General features: G+C 69.3%; 16 protein-coding genes. 8 read left to right on the plus strand and 8 right to left on the minus strand.

The window, feature by feature from the left end; all coding sequences use genetic code 11:
• Positions 1–42: 42 nt before the first annotated feature.
• The gene (locus ACZ56E_RS27030) at positions 43–1,098 is read left to right on the plus strand and encodes a metallophosphoesterase (RefSeq protein WP_468607190.1); all 1,056 of its coding nucleotides are present in this window, start codon (positions 43–45) and stop codon (positions 1,096–1,098) included.
• A gap of 180 nt (positions 1,099–1,278) precedes the next feature.
• Positions 1,279–2,172: a hypothetical protein gene (locus ACZ56E_RS27035; RefSeq protein ID WP_468607192.1), complete on the plus strand. Its 894-nt coding sequence runs from the start codon at positions 1,279–1,281 to the stop codon at positions 2,170–2,172.
• A 216-nt stretch (positions 2,173–2,388) separates the two neighbouring features.
• Here ACZ56E_RS27035 and thiC read toward each other — a convergent pair whose 3' ends face one another.
• Positions 2,389–4,197 (minus strand): phosphomethylpyrimidine synthase ThiC, encoded by a 1,809-nt coding sequence (thiC, locus tag ACZ56E_RS27040; protein WP_468607194.1) that lies wholly within the window; start codon positions 4,195–4,197, stop codon positions 2,389–2,391.
• 219 nt (positions 4,198–4,416) lie between these two features.
• Between thiC and ACZ56E_RS27045 the strand changes: the two genes are divergently transcribed.
• Positions 4,417–5,925, plus strand: coding sequence for a YibE/F family protein (locus ACZ56E_RS27045; RefSeq protein WP_471218063.1), 1,509 nt, complete (start codon positions 4,417–4,419; stop codon positions 5,923–5,925).
• Between the two features lie 84 nt (positions 5,926–6,009).
• Here the strand turns inward: ACZ56E_RS27045 and ACZ56E_RS27050 are convergent, their stop codons facing one another.
• The 4 genes from ACZ56E_RS27050 to ACZ56E_RS27065 form a co-directional block, all read right to left on the minus strand.
• Positions 6,010–6,447: an SsgA family sporulation/cell division regulator gene (locus tag ACZ56E_RS27050; RefSeq protein WP_471218065.1), complete on the minus strand. Its 438-nt coding sequence runs from the start codon at positions 6,445–6,447 to the stop codon at positions 6,010–6,012.
• A gap of 103 nt (positions 6,448–6,550) precedes the next feature.
• A complete protein-coding gene (locus ACZ56E_RS27055; protein ID WP_468607685.1) occupies positions 6,551–7,264 on the minus strand; it encodes an IclR family transcriptional regulator in 714 nt (237 codons plus the stop codon).
• A 368-nt stretch (positions 7,265–7,632) separates the two neighbouring features.
• Positions 7,633–7,854: a DUF5326 family protein gene (locus ACZ56E_RS27060; protein WP_361719010.1), complete on the minus strand. Its 222-nt coding sequence runs from the start codon at positions 7,852–7,854 to the stop codon at positions 7,633–7,635.
• A 251-nt stretch (positions 7,855–8,105) separates the two neighbouring features.
• Complete coding sequence (locus ACZ56E_RS27065) at positions 8,106–8,423, minus strand: cupin domain-containing protein (protein WP_471218066.1); 318 nt, start codon at positions 8,421–8,423, stop codon at positions 8,106–8,108.
• A 64-nt stretch (positions 8,424–8,487) separates the two neighbouring features.
• Between ACZ56E_RS27065 and ACZ56E_RS27070 the strand changes: the two genes are divergently transcribed.
• The 4 genes from ACZ56E_RS27070 (at position 8,488) to ACZ56E_RS27085 (ending at position 11,842) form a co-directional block, all read left to right on the plus strand.
• Complete coding sequence (locus tag ACZ56E_RS27070) at positions 8,488–8,868, plus strand: phage holin family protein (RefSeq protein WP_468607200.1); 381 nt, start codon at positions 8,488–8,490, stop codon at positions 8,866–8,868.
• A 158-nt stretch (positions 8,869–9,026) separates the two neighbouring features.
• Entirely contained in the window at positions 9,027–10,157 is a 1,131-nt protein-coding gene (locus tag ACZ56E_RS27075; RefSeq protein ID WP_471218069.1) for a cystathionine gamma-lyase, read from the plus strand.
• A gap of 240 nt (positions 10,158–10,397) precedes the next feature.
• A complete protein-coding gene (locus ACZ56E_RS27080) occupies positions 10,398–11,303 on the plus strand; it encodes a LysR family transcriptional regulator (protein ID WP_471218070.1) in 906 nt (301 codons plus the stop codon).
• A 59-nt stretch (positions 11,304–11,362) separates the two neighbouring features.
• Complete coding sequence (locus tag ACZ56E_RS27085) at positions 11,363–11,842, plus strand: NUDIX domain-containing protein (RefSeq protein ID WP_471218072.1); 480 nt, start codon at positions 11,363–11,365, stop codon at positions 11,840–11,842.
• A gap of 7 nt (positions 11,843–11,849) precedes the next feature.
• On the opposite strand, the gene ACZ56E_RS27090 is transcribed toward ACZ56E_RS27085, so the two are convergent.
• Both ACZ56E_RS27090 and ACZ56E_RS27095 read right to left on the minus strand, forming a co-directional pair.
• The gene (locus tag ACZ56E_RS27090; protein WP_471218074.1) at positions 11,850–13,319 is read right to left on the minus strand and encodes a globin domain-containing protein; all 1,470 of its coding nucleotides are present in this window, start codon (positions 13,317–13,319) and stop codon (positions 11,850–11,852) included.
• Between the two features lie 391 nt (positions 13,320–13,710).
• On the minus strand, positions 13,711–14,343 hold the full coding sequence (locus tag ACZ56E_RS27095; RefSeq protein WP_471218075.1) for an HAD family hydrolase: 633 nt from the start codon (positions 14,341–14,343) through the stop codon (positions 13,711–13,713).
• Positions 14,344–14,555: 212 nt separating this feature from the next.
• Between ACZ56E_RS27095 and ACZ56E_RS27100 the strand changes: the two genes are divergently transcribed.
• On the plus strand, positions 14,556–15,425 hold the full coding sequence (locus ACZ56E_RS27100) for a GNAT family N-acetyltransferase (RefSeq protein ID WP_471218077.1): 870 nt from the start codon (positions 14,556–14,558) through the stop codon (positions 15,423–15,425).
• Between the two features lie 87 nt (positions 15,426–15,512).
• On the opposite strand, the gene ACZ56E_RS27105 is transcribed toward ACZ56E_RS27100, so the two are convergent.
• A complete protein-coding gene (locus tag ACZ56E_RS27105) occupies positions 15,513–15,944 on the minus strand; it encodes a GlcG/HbpS family heme-binding protein (protein WP_471218079.1) in 432 nt (143 codons plus the stop codon).
• Between the last annotated feature and the right edge of the window lie 100 nt (positions 15,945–16,044).

Raw genomic sequence — 16,044 nt, forward strand, 5'->3', positions numbered from 1 at the left:
CGATCTCGGTGCAGATGCGGCGCAATGGTGGTGGAGGGGTCGATGACTCAGGGGGCCGGTCAGGGACCCGATGTGCGGACGGCGACGCTGCGCGACTTCCGCGTACCCGCGTACATCCATGAGACGACCGGCCCCGCCGCGGGAGGTCCTGGATCGCCGGGCGCGGCGCCGGACGAGGGGTACACCCCCACGCAGCGCGACCTGCCGGTCATCAACCGCGGTGACACCGTCCAGGTGCAGGTCATGCCGGAGCCCCCGCAGCCGCGGGCGAGCGACGAGCACGGCCCGCTGTACGTCGTCGGCGATGTCCACGGCTATCTGGACGAGCTCGTCGCGGCCCTCCAGGAGCAGGGCCTCGTCGACGCCGAGGGCAACTGGTCCGCGGGGAACGCGCGCCTGTGGTTCCTCGGTGACTTCACCGACCGGGGGCCAGACGGCATCGGCGTCATCGACCTCGTGATGCGGCTGTCCGCCGAGGCCGCCGCCGCCGGCGGCTACTGCAAGGCGCTCATGGGCAACCACGAGCTGCTCCTGCTCGGCGCCAAGCGCTTCGGCGACACGCCCGTGAACTCCGGCGCGGGCACCGCCACCTTCCAGGCCGCCTGGCTGCTGAACGGCGGGCAGAAGACCGACATGGAGCGCCTGGAGGACCACCACTTGCAGTGGATGGCCCGCCTCGACGCGATGGAGGAGGCCGACGGCCACCTGCTCGTGCACTCGGACACAACCGCCTATCTGGATTACGGCGACTCGATCGAGGCAGTGAACGACACCATCCGGGAGACCCTCACGCGCAACGACGCGGACGAATGCTGGGACCTCTTCCGCAAATTCACCAAGCGCTTCGCCTTCCGCGACGAGTCGGGCCCCTCGGCCGTCCGGGAACTTCTCGACATGTACGGCGGCACACGCATCGTCCACGGCCACAGCCCCATCCCCTACCTCCTGGGTGACGTCGGCTCCGAGGACGAGTCGGACGGCGGCGGTCCGGTCATCGAGGGCCCGCATGTCTACGCCGACGGCCTCGCCATCGCCATGGACGGCGGAGTGACCATGGCCGGAAAGCTGCTGGTCCAGCAACTCCCCCTGGGTATCTGAGCGTTCTCCGGGCAGGCGCCCCTCTACAGGATCACGCTGGCCAGGGGGGCAATTTCCGGAAACCCCCTGTCACCGCGTGCCGTCACGGCTCTACCATCGGCTTATCCGTAGCAGGCTCCCCTCCGTTTCTGCCCAACGGCTCGTAGCCATGCGAGCCTCAGCCCTACGGAGCATCGGGGGATGCACATGAACAGCGCTCCACACCTGCTCAATGAGGACCGCCCCGAGTACGAGCGGATCCTCGACGAGGCGCTGCGCACCGCACCTGACCGTCCCGAACTCGCCGCAGTGGGCCAGCGGCTCAACACCGAACAACTGCGCACCATGGCCCTGAACGCGACAGCACTGATCACGGCCGCAGCCGCGGCCGAGTACGCGCACTACGTGAAGGTTCGCGAGGAGTTGCGCGAACCTCGACCGTCGTCCACGTCGATCCGCGAAGGGAATGGACAGAGCGCCGCGGAGTCGGGCTCCGGCGGCGTCAGCCTCGCCACCACGATGGGCGAGGTCGCCGAACCAGCGGCAGCGGGAGCCGGGGCGATCGCCGTCGTCGCGGTCCTCGCACCCGTCCTCGCGGGGGCGGCGGCCGCGATATTCCTGCTCGTCGGCTACATCCTGAAGATGCTCACCCCCGAGCCCGCCTTCGCGGACACCCTGCTCACCGCGGGATGGCTGTTCGGCGCGCTCACCGCGGGGGGCATCCTGGTCGCCGCGGTCGGTCTCCTGCTGACCGCCCTGCGCAATGGCTCCACCTCGCTCCAGGCAGGACTGCACGGCGAGCGGCACGAGGAGTTGACCCGCGCCAGGGAAGACTGGAGCCGGGCGCTTCTCGAGCGGGGCGTCGTGCCGTTCCTCCGGGAGGCTCTGACGGAACCGGGCGGGGCCTCCGCGGCCCGCACGCCGTCGACGAGCTCAGGGGTCTCCGGGGCGAGCGGCCGCATGCCTCAACTCGGCTATCACCGGCCGGGGTTCAGCAGTCCGGACGGCGGCCCGACCGCGGGGCCGCGTCCGAGCTTCTCGAGCCCCGACTTCTCCAGCCCCGATTTCGGCGGGCCCGACCACAAGCCGGAGTAACGGGGCCGGGGCCGAGGACGGGCCGTGAGGCTCGACACCGCCCCGGCGCGCCGCTGTCGGCGAGCGGCGGCGCAGGCCGGAGGCGTACCGACAGGTGGGTGGTCCCGTCATGTCCGCGACCACCCCGCACGCACGGGAGCAGGGCAGTGACCGGCCGGATGCCGGTGTGCTGCCCGCTCCCGCGTGACGGTGCGCGTGGGTCGGGACGGACGGGACTCAGTCGGCGATCGGCAGGTAGACCCGGTTGCCCGCGGCCGCGAACTCCTTGGACTTCTGCTCCATGCCCGCCGCGATGTCGTCCGAGTCCAGATCACCGCCGTGCTGGCGACGGATGTCCTGGGAGATCTTCATCGAGCAGAACTTCGGCCCGCACATCGAGCAGAAGTGTGCCGTCTTCGCGGGCTCGGCCGGCAGCGTCTCGTCGTGGAACTCCCGTGCCGTGACCGGGTCCAGGGCGAGATTGAACTGGTCCTCCCAGCGGAACTCGAAGCGGGCGTCCGAGAGCGCGTCGTCCCAGTCCTGGGCACCGGGGTGCCCCTTGGCCAGGTCCGCCGCGTGCGCCGCGATCTTGTACGTGATGACACCGGTCTTCACGTCGTCGCGGTTGGGCAGGCCCAGGTGCTCCTTGGGCGTGACGTAGCAGAGCATGGCCGTGCCCCACCAGCCGATCATCGCGGCGCCGATGCCGGAGGTGATGTGGTCGTAGGCGGGCGCGATGTCGGTGGTCAGCGGACCGAGCGTGTAGAACGGCGCCTCCTCGCAGATCTCCTGCTGGAGGTCGATGTTCTCCTTGATCTTGTGCATCGGGACGTGACCGGGGCCCTCGATCATCGTCTGTACGTTATGACGCTTGGCGATCGTGTTGAGTTCCCCGAGGGTCCGCAGCTCGGCGAACTGCGCCTCGTCGTTGGCGTCCGCGATCGAACCGGGCCGCAGGCCGTCGCCGAGCGAGTACGTCACGTCGTACGCCGCGAGGATCTCGCAGAGCTCCTCAAAGTGCTCGTAGAGGAAGCTCTCCTTATGGTGCGCGAGGCACCAGGCGGCCATGATCGAACCGCCGCGCGAGACGATGCCGGTCTTGCGGCGCGCGGTGAGCGGAACGTACGGCAGTCGTACGCCCGCGTGCACCGTCATGTAGTCCACGCCCTGCTCGGCCTGTTCGATGACCGTGTCCTTGTAGATCTCCCAGGACAGCTCCTCGGCCTTGCCGTCGACCTTCTCCAGGGCCTGGTAGAGCGGCACGGTGCCGATCGGCACGGGGGAGTTGCGCAGGACCCACTCGCGGGTCGTGTGGATGTTGCGGCCGGTGGACAGGTCCATGACCGTGTCGGCGCCCCACTGGGTCGCCCAGGTCATCTTGTCCACCTCCTCCTCGATGGAGGAGGTGACCGCGGAGTTGCCGATGTTGGCGTTCACCTTCACCAGGAACTTCTTGCCGATGATCATCGGCTCGATCTCCGGGTGGTTGACGTTGGCGGGGATCACCGCGCGCCCCGCGGCGACCTCCTCCCGGACGATCTCGGGGTCCATGTTCTCGCGGATCCCGATGAACTCCATCTCGGGCGTGATCTCGCCGCGGCGGGCGTACGCCAGCTGCGTCACCGCCTGACCCTGGCGGCCGCGACGCGGCTGACGGGGGCGGCCGGGGAAGACCGCGTCGAGGTTCTTGAGCCCACCGCGGGGCGAGGTGTGCTTGATGCCGTCGTCCTCGGGACGGGGCGGCCGGCCCACGTACTCCTCGGTGTCGCCGCGGGCGATGATCCAGTTCTCCCGCAGCGGCGGCAGGCCGCGGCGGACGTCGGTCTCGGCCGACGGGTCGGTGTACGGGCCCGAAGTGTCGTACAGGGTCACGGCCTTGCCGTTGGTGAGGTGCACCTGGCGGACCGGCACCCGCAGGTCGGGGCGCGAACCCTCGACATACGCCTTGTGCCAGCCGATGGACTTCCCGGCCCCGTCAGCCGCGACGGTGTTCTCGACGTGCTCGTCGCTGCTGGAGGCAGGCGTGCGTGCGTCCGATGTGGTCATGAGACCTACTCCCTACGCCGGCATTACCCGGTAACAGGTTCGGCGGTCGACGCAGCGAATCCCGTACGTTTCGTGCACTCTTCGTGCCGTTTCGTACGGAGGTCAGCGCCCTCTCAGCCCGGTGCTCCGAGCTCCCGCGATTGCAAAGGTGGCTCCACGCTAGCGTCATCTCGGCCGCGCTGAACAGAGGGCCCCCTCCGTTCTTGCGATGATCGGTCAGTGACCACCACAGAGCCGCCGCCTCCGCCGCCCCCGCAGCCGCCCTCCTCCGGCATGCCTCCGGAGGGGCCTGGACACGGGTCCGGACATGGGTCCGGGCATGGAAACGGGTCCGGGCACGGGCACGGAAACGGGTCCGGGCACGGGCATTCCCACAGCCACGGTCCGGCCGCGCCCGTCTCCAAGCATCTGCGCAAGGTCATCGCCGCGGTCCTGATCCCCTTCGCCACCGCGGTCGTCGTGGGGCTCATGGTGCTCTGGCCCGGCGGCACGCCCTCGCACGAGCGGACCGGTGTCGGTTTCGACCGGCAGACGCAGTCGGCGAAGGTGACGAAGGTGCAGGAGCTGCCCTGCAAGGAGCTCAGCCCCTCACAACCCCCACCGACCGGCGACACCTCCACCCCGGAGGGCCAGTCGGCGCAGTCCCGGGCCACGGGCACCTGCAAGAAGGCGACGATCGAGGTGAGCAGCGGCAAGGACAAGGGCCGCACCTTCACCGAGATCATCCAGCCGGACTCGCCCCGGCAACTGCGCCAGGGCCAGGAAGTGGTGGTCGCCTACGAGCCCAAGGCGCCCGAAGGGCTTCAGTACTCGGTCACCGATGTGAACCGCAAGATCCCAATGGCGCTGCTCGCCGGCATCTTCGCCCTCGCCGTCGTCGTGGTGGGACGGCTGCGCGGCGTGATGGCCCTGGTCGCGCTCGCCATCAGCTTCATGGTGCTCACGTTCTTCATCCTGCCGGCGATCCTGCAGGGCTCGAATCCGCTGGTGGTGGCGGTGATCGGGGCGAGCGCCATCATGCTGATCGCGCTCTATCTCTGCCATGGCCTCACGGCCCGCACCTCGGTCGCGGTGCTCGGCACGCTCATCTCCCTCCTGCTGATCGGGCTGCTCGGCTCGCTCTTCATCGGCTGGGCCGCTCTCACCGGCAACACGGACGACAACACCGGCCTCATCCACGGCCTGTACCCGTCCATCGACATGAGCGGCCTCCTGCTCGCGGGCGTCATCATCGGCTCGCTCGGCGTACTCGACGACGTCACGGTCACCCAGACCTCCGCGGTCTGGGAACTGCACCAGGCCAACCCGACGATGGGCTGGCGCGGCCTGTACCGCGCGGGCATCCGCATCGGCCGCGACCACATCGCCTCGGTCGTCAACACCCTCGTCCTCGCCTACGCGGGCGCCGCGCTGCCCCTGCTGCTGCTCTTCTCGATCGCGCAGTCCAGCGTGGGCACGGTGGCCAACAGCGAGTTGGTCGCCGAGGAGATCGTGCGCACCCTCATCGGCTCGATCGGCCTGGTCGCCTCGGTACCGGTGACGACCGCGCTGGCCGCCCTGGTCGTCTCGGCGGACCGCACGTCCGGGGACGGACGGGGTGCGGTTGGTGCCGGTGTCGGTGGCGGTGGCGGTATGGGTGCCGGCGCTGGTGCCGGTTCCGGTGCCGAGGGCCGTGGGAGTGGGGCTCGGCCTTCCCGCGGCGGGAAGGGGCGCCGCCGCAAGCGCTGACCGCGATGCCGACGGCCCCGGCTGCGCTCGATACCGCCAAATGCACCAAAGTGCCTATGGCCTCCGTCCGTTGTCCGCCCCGAGTCAGCCCGCGTTCTGCTCCTCCGCGAGGATCCGGTCGAGCGCCTCGTCGAGATGCGTCTCGAAGTCGGCGAGCGCCCGCTCCTGCCCGAGCGGCACCAACTTGTCCGTCCGGTCGAGGAAGGCGAGCAGCGGCGGAATGCCCACCCGGAACAGCGCCCGGTCCGCGCCGACCTGAAGCCTGATCAGGGCCTCGTCGAGCAGGTCCGAATCGGTGGGCTCGACCCGCACGTCCCCGTCCCCGCACGGCCTGCCCACCCCGTCGATCAGCAGCTCCCGCCCGAAGGCCCAGGTCACCGGCGTGTCCCCCGGCAGGTGGAACGTCAGCCGCACGGCATAGGGATCGTCGACCTCGTAGCGCAGCTCCACCGGGATACGGAACGACAGCTCCTCGGAAACGAGGAAGCTCATCATGACCTCTGCCTGCACCGTCTCACCCATCGCGTGCTACCCCGTCGCTTCTCCATCGACTGGCCAGGGACCAACTCCCTGGCACCACTGGCATCTTGCTTAACGTACGCATCAGATCACAAGGAGTGAGTTTTCAGATGCTGATAGAGAAGGCGAGTGTCCCTAGTAGCTTTCCGATCTCCCGTTGCAACTTCTGGGCTGCGGGCATCAGCCGGTCGGCCTGGCTGGAGGGAACAGAAATGGCCATGGTCGCCGCGGTGTCACCCGCTGTGATCGGAATCGCCGCGCAGACCGTCCCGAGCGCGTACTCCTGACGCTCCACTACGGGCCGCATCCGCTCCATCGATTCGAGCCGCCGCATGAACGTGCGGTCGTCCCGGACCGAGTAGCGCGTGATCGACTGGACCGGGTAGCGGTCGAGGTGGTCCTGACGCGCCTCGTCGTCGAGCTGACCGAGGAGGCATTGGCCGATCGCGTGCGCATGGCCTGTCTCCCGGAAGTCCGCCCACTCCTCCACAGCGGGATTGCCCGGGGTGTCCGCGACGGCCACGACTTCGATCTCTCCCTCCCGGTAGACGGCGAAATACACGGGGACGCCGATGGTGTCGCGCCAGTGCGCCAGGGAATCGTCGATCCTTCCGCGCCGGTTCTGCTGGGCTCCGCTGCCGCTCAGCCGCTCGGCGGCCTCGCCCAGGACGAACAGCCCCTTCTCCCTGCGCAGATAGCCCTCGTGGGTCAGGGTGCGCAGCAGGTGATACGCGGTGGGAAGTGCGAGCCCGGCCTCGCGTGCCAACTGCTTGGCCGGAGCGCCGTTTCGGTGTGAGGCGGCGGCTTCCAGCAGTCTCATCGCCCGCTGCACGGAGCCGATGAGGGTCGGCCCGACGGTGCCGGGGACTGTCTCCGTGCCCTCGGGTCCGCCTGGGGTCTCTGCGCTGCCTGTGGCGTCTGCGCTGCCTGTGGCGTCTGCGCTATCCGGTGTGTCCATGGGGGCCGGCGGTTCTGCGGGATCGGTGCAGGCTGACGGTTCTGCGGGGGTGGTGGAGTCGTCAACCGGTGAAGTGGTGGGGTCGACCGCGGCCAAGGTTCGCTCCCTAAGCGTGCGCCCGTTCCGCGGAGATCGACCCCCGCGTCGGATTCCGGACTCTAATCCTCGGCCATCGCCCTATGCCGTCCCACCGGGAAACTTCCCCCGGCCGGGGGAACCGTTGCGGAAAGTCACCAGTCGGTGCGCGATGACGAGGAGCCGGATATGAACTTCCGTACGACGTAGATGAGTCCACCGACCAGTGCTACGAATAGCAGCGCCTTGAAGAGCAGTCCGACCACGAATCCGACAACGGTCGCTATCACGCTGCCGAACACGACGAGTGCGATGACCGGCACGGCCACCCACTTCACCCACCACGGCATTCCCGCAAAGATCTCCTTCGCTGCCATCGTCCTTACCTCTCTCCGCTCTGTCCGCACTTCCGCGCTCTTCGCATCGGTGCGGTTCCTGAAAACTCTGCAGGTTCCTGGCTTCTCGCATTCGATGCTAGGGCGCCGAAGGGCTCCGCGGGGGACTCGGAGCCCTTGTCCTCCCCTGATCCGACCCTGAGAGAACCCCGAGGTCGCAGCCCTGAAGAGGTCAGCCTCCGGAGGGAGTCAGCCCGTCGGCCGGAGCCGAGGAAGCCAGGTATCGGGGGACGTCAGGCCTCCGGGGGAGAGAAGACGACGAGCACGCGCAGGTCCTCGCTGATGTGGTGGAACTTGTGGGCGACACCGGCCGGCACATAGACGACGCTGCCCCGTGCCACCTGCGTGGTCTCCATGCCGACGGTGATCGAGGCCCGGCCGCTGACGACCATGTAGACCTCGTCCTGCCCGTGCGGCTGCTGCGGGTCGGCCTCCCCGGCATCGAGCGCGTACAGCCCGACCGACATGTTCCGCTCACGCAGGAACTGCAGGTAGGCGCCGTCGTTGGCGGCGCGCTCCGCCTCCAGCTCGTCCAGTCGGAATGCCTTCATCGCCCTCGTACACCCCTCGCCTGTGAGCCGACCCTCCCGGCCCATGTCTGCCACGATCAGACACATGAAGAATTTCCTAGTCAAGACGATCGCCAACGCCGCGGCCCTGGCCGTCGCCGTGTGGGTGCTCGACAAGATCACCCTGACCGGTGACAGCACGGGCAAGAAAGTGGGCACGCTCATCGTCGTCGCCCTGCTCTTCGGGCTGGTGAACTTCCTGGTCAAGCCGGTGGTGAAGGTCCTCACCTTCCCGTTGTTCATCCTGACGCTGGGCCTGATCACCCTCGTGGTCAACGCCCTGATGCTGCTGCTCACCTCGTGGCTGGCCGACAAGTTCGACGTCAGCTTCCACGTCGAGGGCTTCTGGACCGCCGTCCTGGGTGGCCTGATCATCTCGATCGTGTCCTGGGCCATGAACGTCGTGCTCCCCGACGACAAGGACTGACCGAGGGTTTCCGGGCGTGGCCGAGAATGGTGGGGGCGGCGGGCGAAGGCCCTGCTCGGCGCTGTACGCGTAGCAGTAGAAAGGCGGGCGGCATGACGGAATCGGGACCTATAGGCGGGTCTGCAGAAGGACCTGCGGACGGAACGGCGGGCCGCCCTATGGGCGACGGCACCCGCGCGGTCCGGGTCGGGTTGCCCGAGCCGGTGAAGCACGAGCCGACGCTGCCCGGCCCGGTGTTCGCCGCGCACTTCCACCTGCCGGGCGACCCGACGGGCGGCTACGCCTACGGCCGCGACGAGAACCCCACCTGGACGCATCTGGAGCGGGCGATCGGCGAGCTCGAGGCGCCGGACTCCGCAACGGACGTCGAAACGCTGGTCTTCGCCTCCGGCATGGCCGCGATCTCGGCGGTGCTGTTCTCGCAGCTGCGTGCCGGCGACGCGGTCGTCCTGCCGGATGACGGCTACCAGGTCCTCCCTCTCGTCCGCGAACAGCTCACGGCGTACGGCATCGAGGTGCGCACCGCTCCGACCGGCGGAGATGCCCAGCTCGACGTCCTGGACGGTGCGAAGCTGCTGTGGATCGAGACGCCGTCCAACCCCGGGCTCGACGTGTGCGACGTCCGGCGGCTCGCCGACGAGGCCCACGCGCGTGGCGTGCTGGTGGCGGTCGACAACACCCTGGCGACACCGCTCGGCCAGCGGCCCCTCGAACTCGGCGCCGACTTCGCGGTGGCCAGCGGCACCAAGATGCTCACGGGCCACGGCGACATCCTCCTTGGGTACGTGGCCTGCCGCGACGCGGAGCTGATCGCTTCGGTACGGCGCTGGCGCAAGATCGTCGGGGCGATCCCCGGGCCGATGGAGGCCTGGCTCGCGCACCGCTCGCTGGCCACACTGCAACTGCGCGCCGACCGGCAGAACGCGAACGCCCTGGCTCTCGCCGAAGCCCTGCGGGGCCGCGCCGAGGTGTCGGGGCTGCGCTATCCCGGGCTGGTCGACGACCCGTCGTACAAGATCGCCTCGCGGCAGATGCGGCGCTTCGGGTGCGTGGTCTCCTTCACGCTGCCCACACGCGCGCGTGCCGAGCGTTTTCTCGAAGCGCTGCGCCTGGTCGACGACGCGACGAGCTTCGGCGGTGTGCGGTCCACTGCTGAGCGCCGCGGCCGGTGGGGCGGGGACGCCGTTCCGGAGGGTTTCATTCGCTTCTCCGCGGGCGCCGAGGACACCGACGACCTTGTGGCGGATGTGCTGCGCGCGCTGGACGAGTCGGCCGGTTCGACGGGCTGACCGCGCCCGCCACGGACCCCGCAGCACGCCTCTCGTACACCAGGCCGCACACCGGCTACGTACAACGAACGGTCCGAGCCTCCCCCCTCTTGGCTCGGACCGTTCCGGTTCCGCGCGCGAGGAACCGCGTCAACAAGGCTAGTTGACTGTGTGTCAGTGTCCAATCACAGTAGCGACAGATTCCTATCGACATATTTATAGTTGGCGGGCCCTGGGGGTACGAAGGGGAGGAACATCACCATGGACCTGGCCCTGCTGCGCACCTTCGTGACGGTGCACCGGGCCGGGTCCTTCACGCGGGCGGCGGCATTGCTCGGGCTCTCCCAGCCCGCCGTCACCTCCCAGATCCGGACGCTGGAAAGGCAGTTGGGGCGGCCGCTCTTCCTGCGCCAGGCCCGTGGCGTGACCCCCACGACCATCGGCGACGAGCTCGCCCACAAGGCCGCGCCCCATCTGGACGCCCTCATGGAGATCGCCGAGGCCGGGCTGGACGAGGAATCGCCGGTCCGCACCCTGCACCTCGCCGGGCCACCCGAGTTCACCGCGGAAGGCGCCCTGCCCGCGCTCACCGCCCTGAGCGACCAAGAGGACCGGAGCCATGCCCTGCGCGTTTCGTTCGGCAACGCCGATGAGGTGCTGGAGGGGCTCTCCGCCGGGCACCACGACCTGGCCATCACCACGGCCCGGCCACGCGGCCCCCTGCTCACCGCGACGCCGCTCTGCGACGAGGAGCACGTCCTGGTCGCGGGGAAGCGCTGGGCGGCCCGGCTCGGACCCGACAGGCCGCACCGCCGGGCAGCGCTGCCGCTGGAAGACCTTCCTGTGGTCGAGGTCCATGAGTCGCTGCCATTCGTCTCCCGCTACTGGGCCGCTGTCTTCGACTGCCGCCCCCTGGCGTCGGGCACCGTCATCGTGCCGGACCTGCGCGCCGTCCTCTCCTGTGTGGTCTCGGGCGCGGGCCTCGCCGTGCTGCCCCGCTACCTGTGCACCCGGGCCCTGGAACGCGGCGACATCGTGGCGCTCCTCGACCCTGCGGTGCCCCCTTTGCGCACCTACTTCTTGGCGGTGCGCACCGGGACACTCGCCATGCCGCACATCGCGCGGGCGCACGAGGGGCTGTCGCGCGCTGCCGCCGACTGGGCTTGATGGGGGGCGCGGCTGGTTCACGATGTTTCACGTGGAACAGTCCGGGCCACATTTCCCCCATGACCGTCCGACCCGTGGTCAAGCGCACCGCACGCGCCGTCCTGCTGGACGGCGACGACCTGATCCTGATCAAGCGCACCAAACCCGGTGTCGACCCGTACTGGCTCACCCCGGGCGGCGGCGTGGAGGCGGATGACGCTTCCGTCGTCGACGCGCTCCATCGTGAGGTCCATGAAGAGCTCGGCGCCAAGATCACCGATGTCGTGCCCTGTTTCGTCGACACCGTGGAACACATCGCCGAGGACGGTGCGGCCGGCGTGAAGGTGCAGCACTTCTTCGTCTGCCGTCTGGAGTCCATGGACCCTGCGCAGCGGCATGGCCCCGAGGTCGAGGAGCCGTGCGGCGAGTACGAGATCGTGCACGTGCCCTTCACCCGCGTCGGCATCGCCTCGGTCCATCTCGTACCGCTGTCCCTGCGGCACTATCTGGACGGCAACATCGAGGGCGTGCGCGCGATGCACGCCCCCGATCTGGGCTGACGCCCGTCTATTCCGACGCCACCAGTTCCTCGACGGAGTCGTGGCGGATCCGGCCCTCCGGGATGCCGATGTCCCGCAGGGCGTCCACGCCGTTGCGGATCATGCCGGGCGGACCCGAGAGATACGCGTCGTACTCGTTCCACGGACCGTACTCGCGCACGGCATCCGGCAGTTGCGCCCGCTGGTCGACGACCGGGCGGACGGCCAGCCAGGGGTGGGACTGCTGCAGCCGCAGCATCGTGTCGATGTCGTACAGGTCGTGATCGGTGCGTGCGCCGTAGAAGACCTCGACGGGGCGCCGTCTGCCGTGCTCGGCGACGTCCTCGACGAGCGCCTTGATGGGCGCGATGCCCGTGCCGCCGCCCAGACAGAGCAGACCGCTGTCGGTGGTGTGGTCGACGGTCATCGAGCCGGTGGGCGGGCCGAGCCGCAGGATGTCACCGGGGCGGGCGTGGTGCACGAGGGCGTTGGACACCCAGCCGGCCGGGACGGCCTTGACGTGGAAGGACAGCAGCCCGTCGGAACGAGGGGCCGACGCGAAGGAGTAGTGCCGCCAGACCCGCGGCCACCAGGGCGTCTCCAGGCTGGCGTACTGCCCGGCGAGGAAGGGGTACGGCTTGTCGGGCCGGACGGTGACGACCGCGATGTCCGGGGTTCTGAGGTCGTGCGACACGACCTCGCCGAACCACCAGGCGGGGGCGCGCAGTTCGTCCTCCGCGGCCGCGTCGATCATGACCTGGGAGATCGTCGTGTACGTCCGGACCCAGGCGGCCTCGGTCTCGTCGTCCCAGCTGACGCTCGCGTACCGGCTCAGCGCGCCGATCAGGCACTCGCCGACCGCCGGATAGTGCTCGGGCCGGGTGCCGTACTTGCGGTGTCCGCGCCCGAGATTCTTCAGATACGCGACGAGGACGTCGGTGTGGTCGATGTGCTCGGCCGCGGTCAGCAGTGCCTTGAGGATCCGGTCCCGCTGGACGTCCATCGCCGCGGGGAAGAGAGCGCGGAGGTCGGGGTGCCGGGTGAAGAGGAGCGCGTAGAAGTACGAGGTGACCTTGTCGGCGACGGGGCCTATTTCGGCCATCGTGCGCTGCACCAGGACGGCGTCGGGGGATGCGGCCTGCGGCGGCTTCGTCTTCGAGGCGGAGACCGGGGGTGCGGTGTGCTGGGCCTGGGGGGCTGGGGTCTCCGAGGTCGGCGCCTGGGAAGTCAGGGCTTCCGGAGTCGACGCCTTCGAGATTCGAGCCTGGGGAGCCGGGGCCTGTCGCGCCGGTGGGGCGGCGGAGACCGCGGAGGCGCCTGAGGCGGCCTGGGCCGCGGGTATTCGCTCGTCCGCCGGCTCCGTGACGGGCGACGCAGAGGTGCCGGAAGGCTGCCTGTCCTCGTCCTCCGGCCGCTGCGACGGCCTGCGCGGGGTGAACCAACCCCCCTCGGCCTCGGAAGTACCGTCATCCGCCGACGCGGTGGTCGGAGCGTCCATGCTGTGCCTCGCCTCGAACATCTCTCGGTCGGTCTGCGCACTTCCTGCCGGAAGCTGCCTGGTTTCCCCGCTCTGCCTCGATGGCCGATACGGCCACATTGAACCCCGTACACCCGGACCCTACGGACAAGTAGGTCGAGAATGTGACATTGCCCGCAGCCGCCTCACCGCAGCATCCCATTCCCCGTCACCGCGCAGGCCGCATAACAGGAAGTACGGGCTCTCGATCTCTCTGCCCCGTTAGGCTTCATTTACCTGCGCGCGTACCCCCCGGAGTGCGCAGAGACGCACCGGCACGAACCTTGATCGACCATACCGGCAGCGGGCGGACGCACAAGTGCCTCTCCCCTTGGTACTGGAATTCAGCGGATCTGCCTGCCAATTGCCTCATTTATCGGCCGTGCCGGACCAATTCGTACGCCTTACGCAGATCCCGTCCGACATACGAGTGGGTGGCGAGGTTCACCAGCCGCTGATCCGCATTGATCGCCACAGAAACAGGAACCGCGCCGAACAACTCCAGATCGGAAAGCGAGTCGCCGTACGCGACGCAGTCGCTCCGGCCCACCCCGAACTCTTCACAGAGCCGGTCCGCGATCTCCACCTTGGCCGCCGCGTTGAGAATGCCCGTCGGATCGACGGGCTGACTGAACGGAACAGCGGGAAAACGCGAACCGTGCGCGGCATGCGCGCCCCACCCGATGAGCCGCTCCACGAAGAACGACGGCGAGAGGGAGACCACCGCGCAGTAGTCACCGCCCTCCCTGATCTCGGCCCAGGTCTCCTGGATGCCGGAGAGCCAGGGCGCCCCGTCGAAGGCCGCCGACACCTGTGCCTCCGTGAGCTCCGCCCACAACGCGTGCACGCGCACCGCGTACTCCGGCGAGCCGATGTGCCCCGCCACGAACTCCCGCTCCAGCTCGGCGATCTCGGCGTCCAGGCCGAGCTGTCGCGATATCTCCACCGGGGCCGCCGTGCCGTGCAGCAGCGTCCCGTCCAGGTCGAAGAGGTGTAGGCGTGCCATGTGGGCCGAGGCTAGTACCCATGGCTGGTTCTGCCCTCGGGTGCCCCTCGATGCTCTGCTCGGCACCATGTTTCACGTGAAACCTCGCCGCCCTTCCTGCCGCTTCCTCCAGGGTCTCGCCACCGTGGCCGACGACAAGGTGTCCAAAAGCAACGTGCTTCTGCCCACAAACGGGTGGACGCCGAGGTTGTACGTCAGACAGCCTGACCCGCGTGTCGACACCTTCCCTCTCCGCACTGCCCATCCGCCGACTGACCCCCCGCGACCTCAAGGCCTGCGCCGATCTGTCCGAGGACCGGGGCTGGCCCCGTGAAGAACACAAGTGGGGTCTGCTGCTGTCGGCCGGAACGGGTTACGGCATCGACGACCCCGACAGCGACAGCCTCATCGGTGCCTATGTAGTGACCCAGTACGGCCCTCTCCACCGTCCCGCCCTCGCGGCGATCGGCATGGTGCTCGTCGCCGAGCGGTACGCCCGCCGGGGCATCGGCCGTCGACTCATGCAGTACGCCATCGACGAGGCGGCCACCACACCGCTGACGCTCCACGCGACACCGACCGGCCGCCCGCTCTACGAGCAGCTCGGCTTCAAGGTGATCGGCCGGGCCGAGATGGTCATGGGACGCTTCACCGCGGTGGGAGCCCTGCCCGACGTCGCCACCAGACCGGCCACCGCGGAGGACCTCAGCGCCATCCTCCGGCTCGACACCGAGGTGTTCGGCCATGACCGCATGCATGTGATCACGCGGCTCCCCGCCTTCACCGACCAGCTGCGGGTCGCGGAGGCCGGCGGCGAGATCATCGGCTACGCGGGGGCCTGGCCCAACATGGACACCCATGTCGTGGGCCCGCTCGTCGCCCGGGACACCGAGACCGCGAAGGCCCTCATCGCCTCGCTCGGCGCCGGTACCGACCGCCCTCTGCGCACCGACATCGACGTACGGCACACCGAACTTCTGGAGTGGGTGAAGGAGAACGGCCTCGAGCCCATCGCCTTCAACGCCGTGATGGCGTACGGCACGCCGGAACTGCCCGGCGACTGGACGCGCCGCTTCGCACCGCTGACGGTCGCAGCGGGCTGATTCCCGAGCAACGCGGAAAGGCCCGCCCCGGGTTCGCCCGGGGCGGGCCTTTCCGTAGAGAAGTTGCACGTACGCGCCACACACGCGTTACACGAGAGCCTCGACGGCCGCCGTGGCGAAGCCGTGGTCCTGCTGCGGGGCGCCGCCGCCCACGCCGATGGCGCCGATCAGGCGACCGTCACGGTGGACCGGCACCCCTCCCGCGATGAAGAGCAGCGGACGGTCGAGGGCCGTGGGCAGGGTGTGGAAGAGGCCACCCGGCTGGACCGCGTCGACGAGGTCGGCAGTGGGGGCGTCCAGCTGGAGTGCGGTGTACGCCTTGCGGGTGCTGGTCTCACCGGAGATCAGCACAGCCCGGTCGTCACGCCGGAAGGCGAGGAGGTGGCCTCCCGCGTCGAGGACGGTGACGCTGACCGCGACACCGGCTTCCTCGGCCGCACGGCGGGCCGTGGTGACGAGCGCCTCGGCGTCCTCGATGGTGAGCGGGGCGACAGCGGTGGTGGTCCTGGTGGTGCTCATGAGGGGTCTTTCTCCTTGCGGGTGGTGCTGGAGGGGGGAGGGAGGAGTGACTGGGGGCGGGAGGAGTGGCTGGGGTGAGGAGTGGCCGGGGGCCGGGGGC

The organism is Streptomyces sp. NPDC039480 (genome assembly GCF_055597165.1).

Bases quoted from the DNA above. Each gene is read 5' to 3' on its own strand.
- ACZ56E_RS27030 (WP_468607190.1), top strand. From the start codon at position 43: ATGACTCAGGGGGCCGGTCAGGGACCCGATGTGCGGACGGCGACGCTG.
- ACZ56E_RS27035 (WP_468607192.1), top strand. From the start codon at position 1,279: ATGCACATGAACAGCGCTCCACACCTGCTCAATGAGGACCGCCCCGAG.
- thiC (WP_468607194.1), bottom strand. From the start codon at position 4,197: ATGACCACATCGGACGCACGCACGCCTGCCTCCAGCAGCGACGAGCAC.
- ACZ56E_RS27050 (WP_471218065.1), bottom strand. From the start codon at position 6,447: ATGGGTGAGACGGTGCAGGCAGAGGTCATGATGAGCTTCCTCGTTTCC.
- ACZ56E_RS27055 (WP_468607685.1), bottom strand. From the start codon at position 7,264: ATGAGACTGCTGGAAGCCGCCGCCTCACACCGAAACGGCGCTCCGGCC.
- ACZ56E_RS27060 (WP_361719010.1), bottom strand. From the start codon at position 7,854: ATGGCAGCGAAGGAGATCTTTGCGGGAATGCCGTGGTGGGTGAAGTGG.
- ACZ56E_RS27065 (WP_471218066.1), bottom strand. From the start codon at position 8,423: ATGAAGGCATTCCGACTGGACGAGCTGGAGGCGGAGCGCGCCGCCAAC.
- ACZ56E_RS27070 (WP_468607200.1), top strand. From the start codon at position 8,488: ATGAAGAATTTCCTAGTCAAGACGATCGCCAACGCCGCGGCCCTGGCC.
- ACZ56E_RS27075 (WP_471218069.1), top strand. From the start codon at position 9,027: ATGGGCGACGGCACCCGCGCGGTCCGGGTCGGGTTGCCCGAGCCGGTG.
- ACZ56E_RS27080 (WP_471218070.1), top strand. From the start codon at position 10,398: ATGGACCTGGCCCTGCTGCGCACCTTCGTGACGGTGCACCGGGCCGGG.
- ACZ56E_RS27085 (WP_471218072.1), top strand. From the start codon at position 11,363: ATGACCGTCCGACCCGTGGTCAAGCGCACCGCACGCGCCGTCCTGCTG.
- ACZ56E_RS27090 (WP_471218074.1), bottom strand. From the start codon at position 13,319: ATGGACGCTCCGACCACCGCGTCGGCGGATGACGGTACTTCCGAGGCC.
- ACZ56E_RS27095 (WP_471218075.1), bottom strand. From the start codon at position 14,343: ATGGCACGCCTACACCTCTTCGACCTGGACGGGACGCTGCTGCACGGC.
- ACZ56E_RS27105 (WP_471218079.1), bottom strand. From the start codon at position 15,944: ATGAGCACCACCAGGACCACCACCGCTGTCGCCCCGCTCACCATCGAG.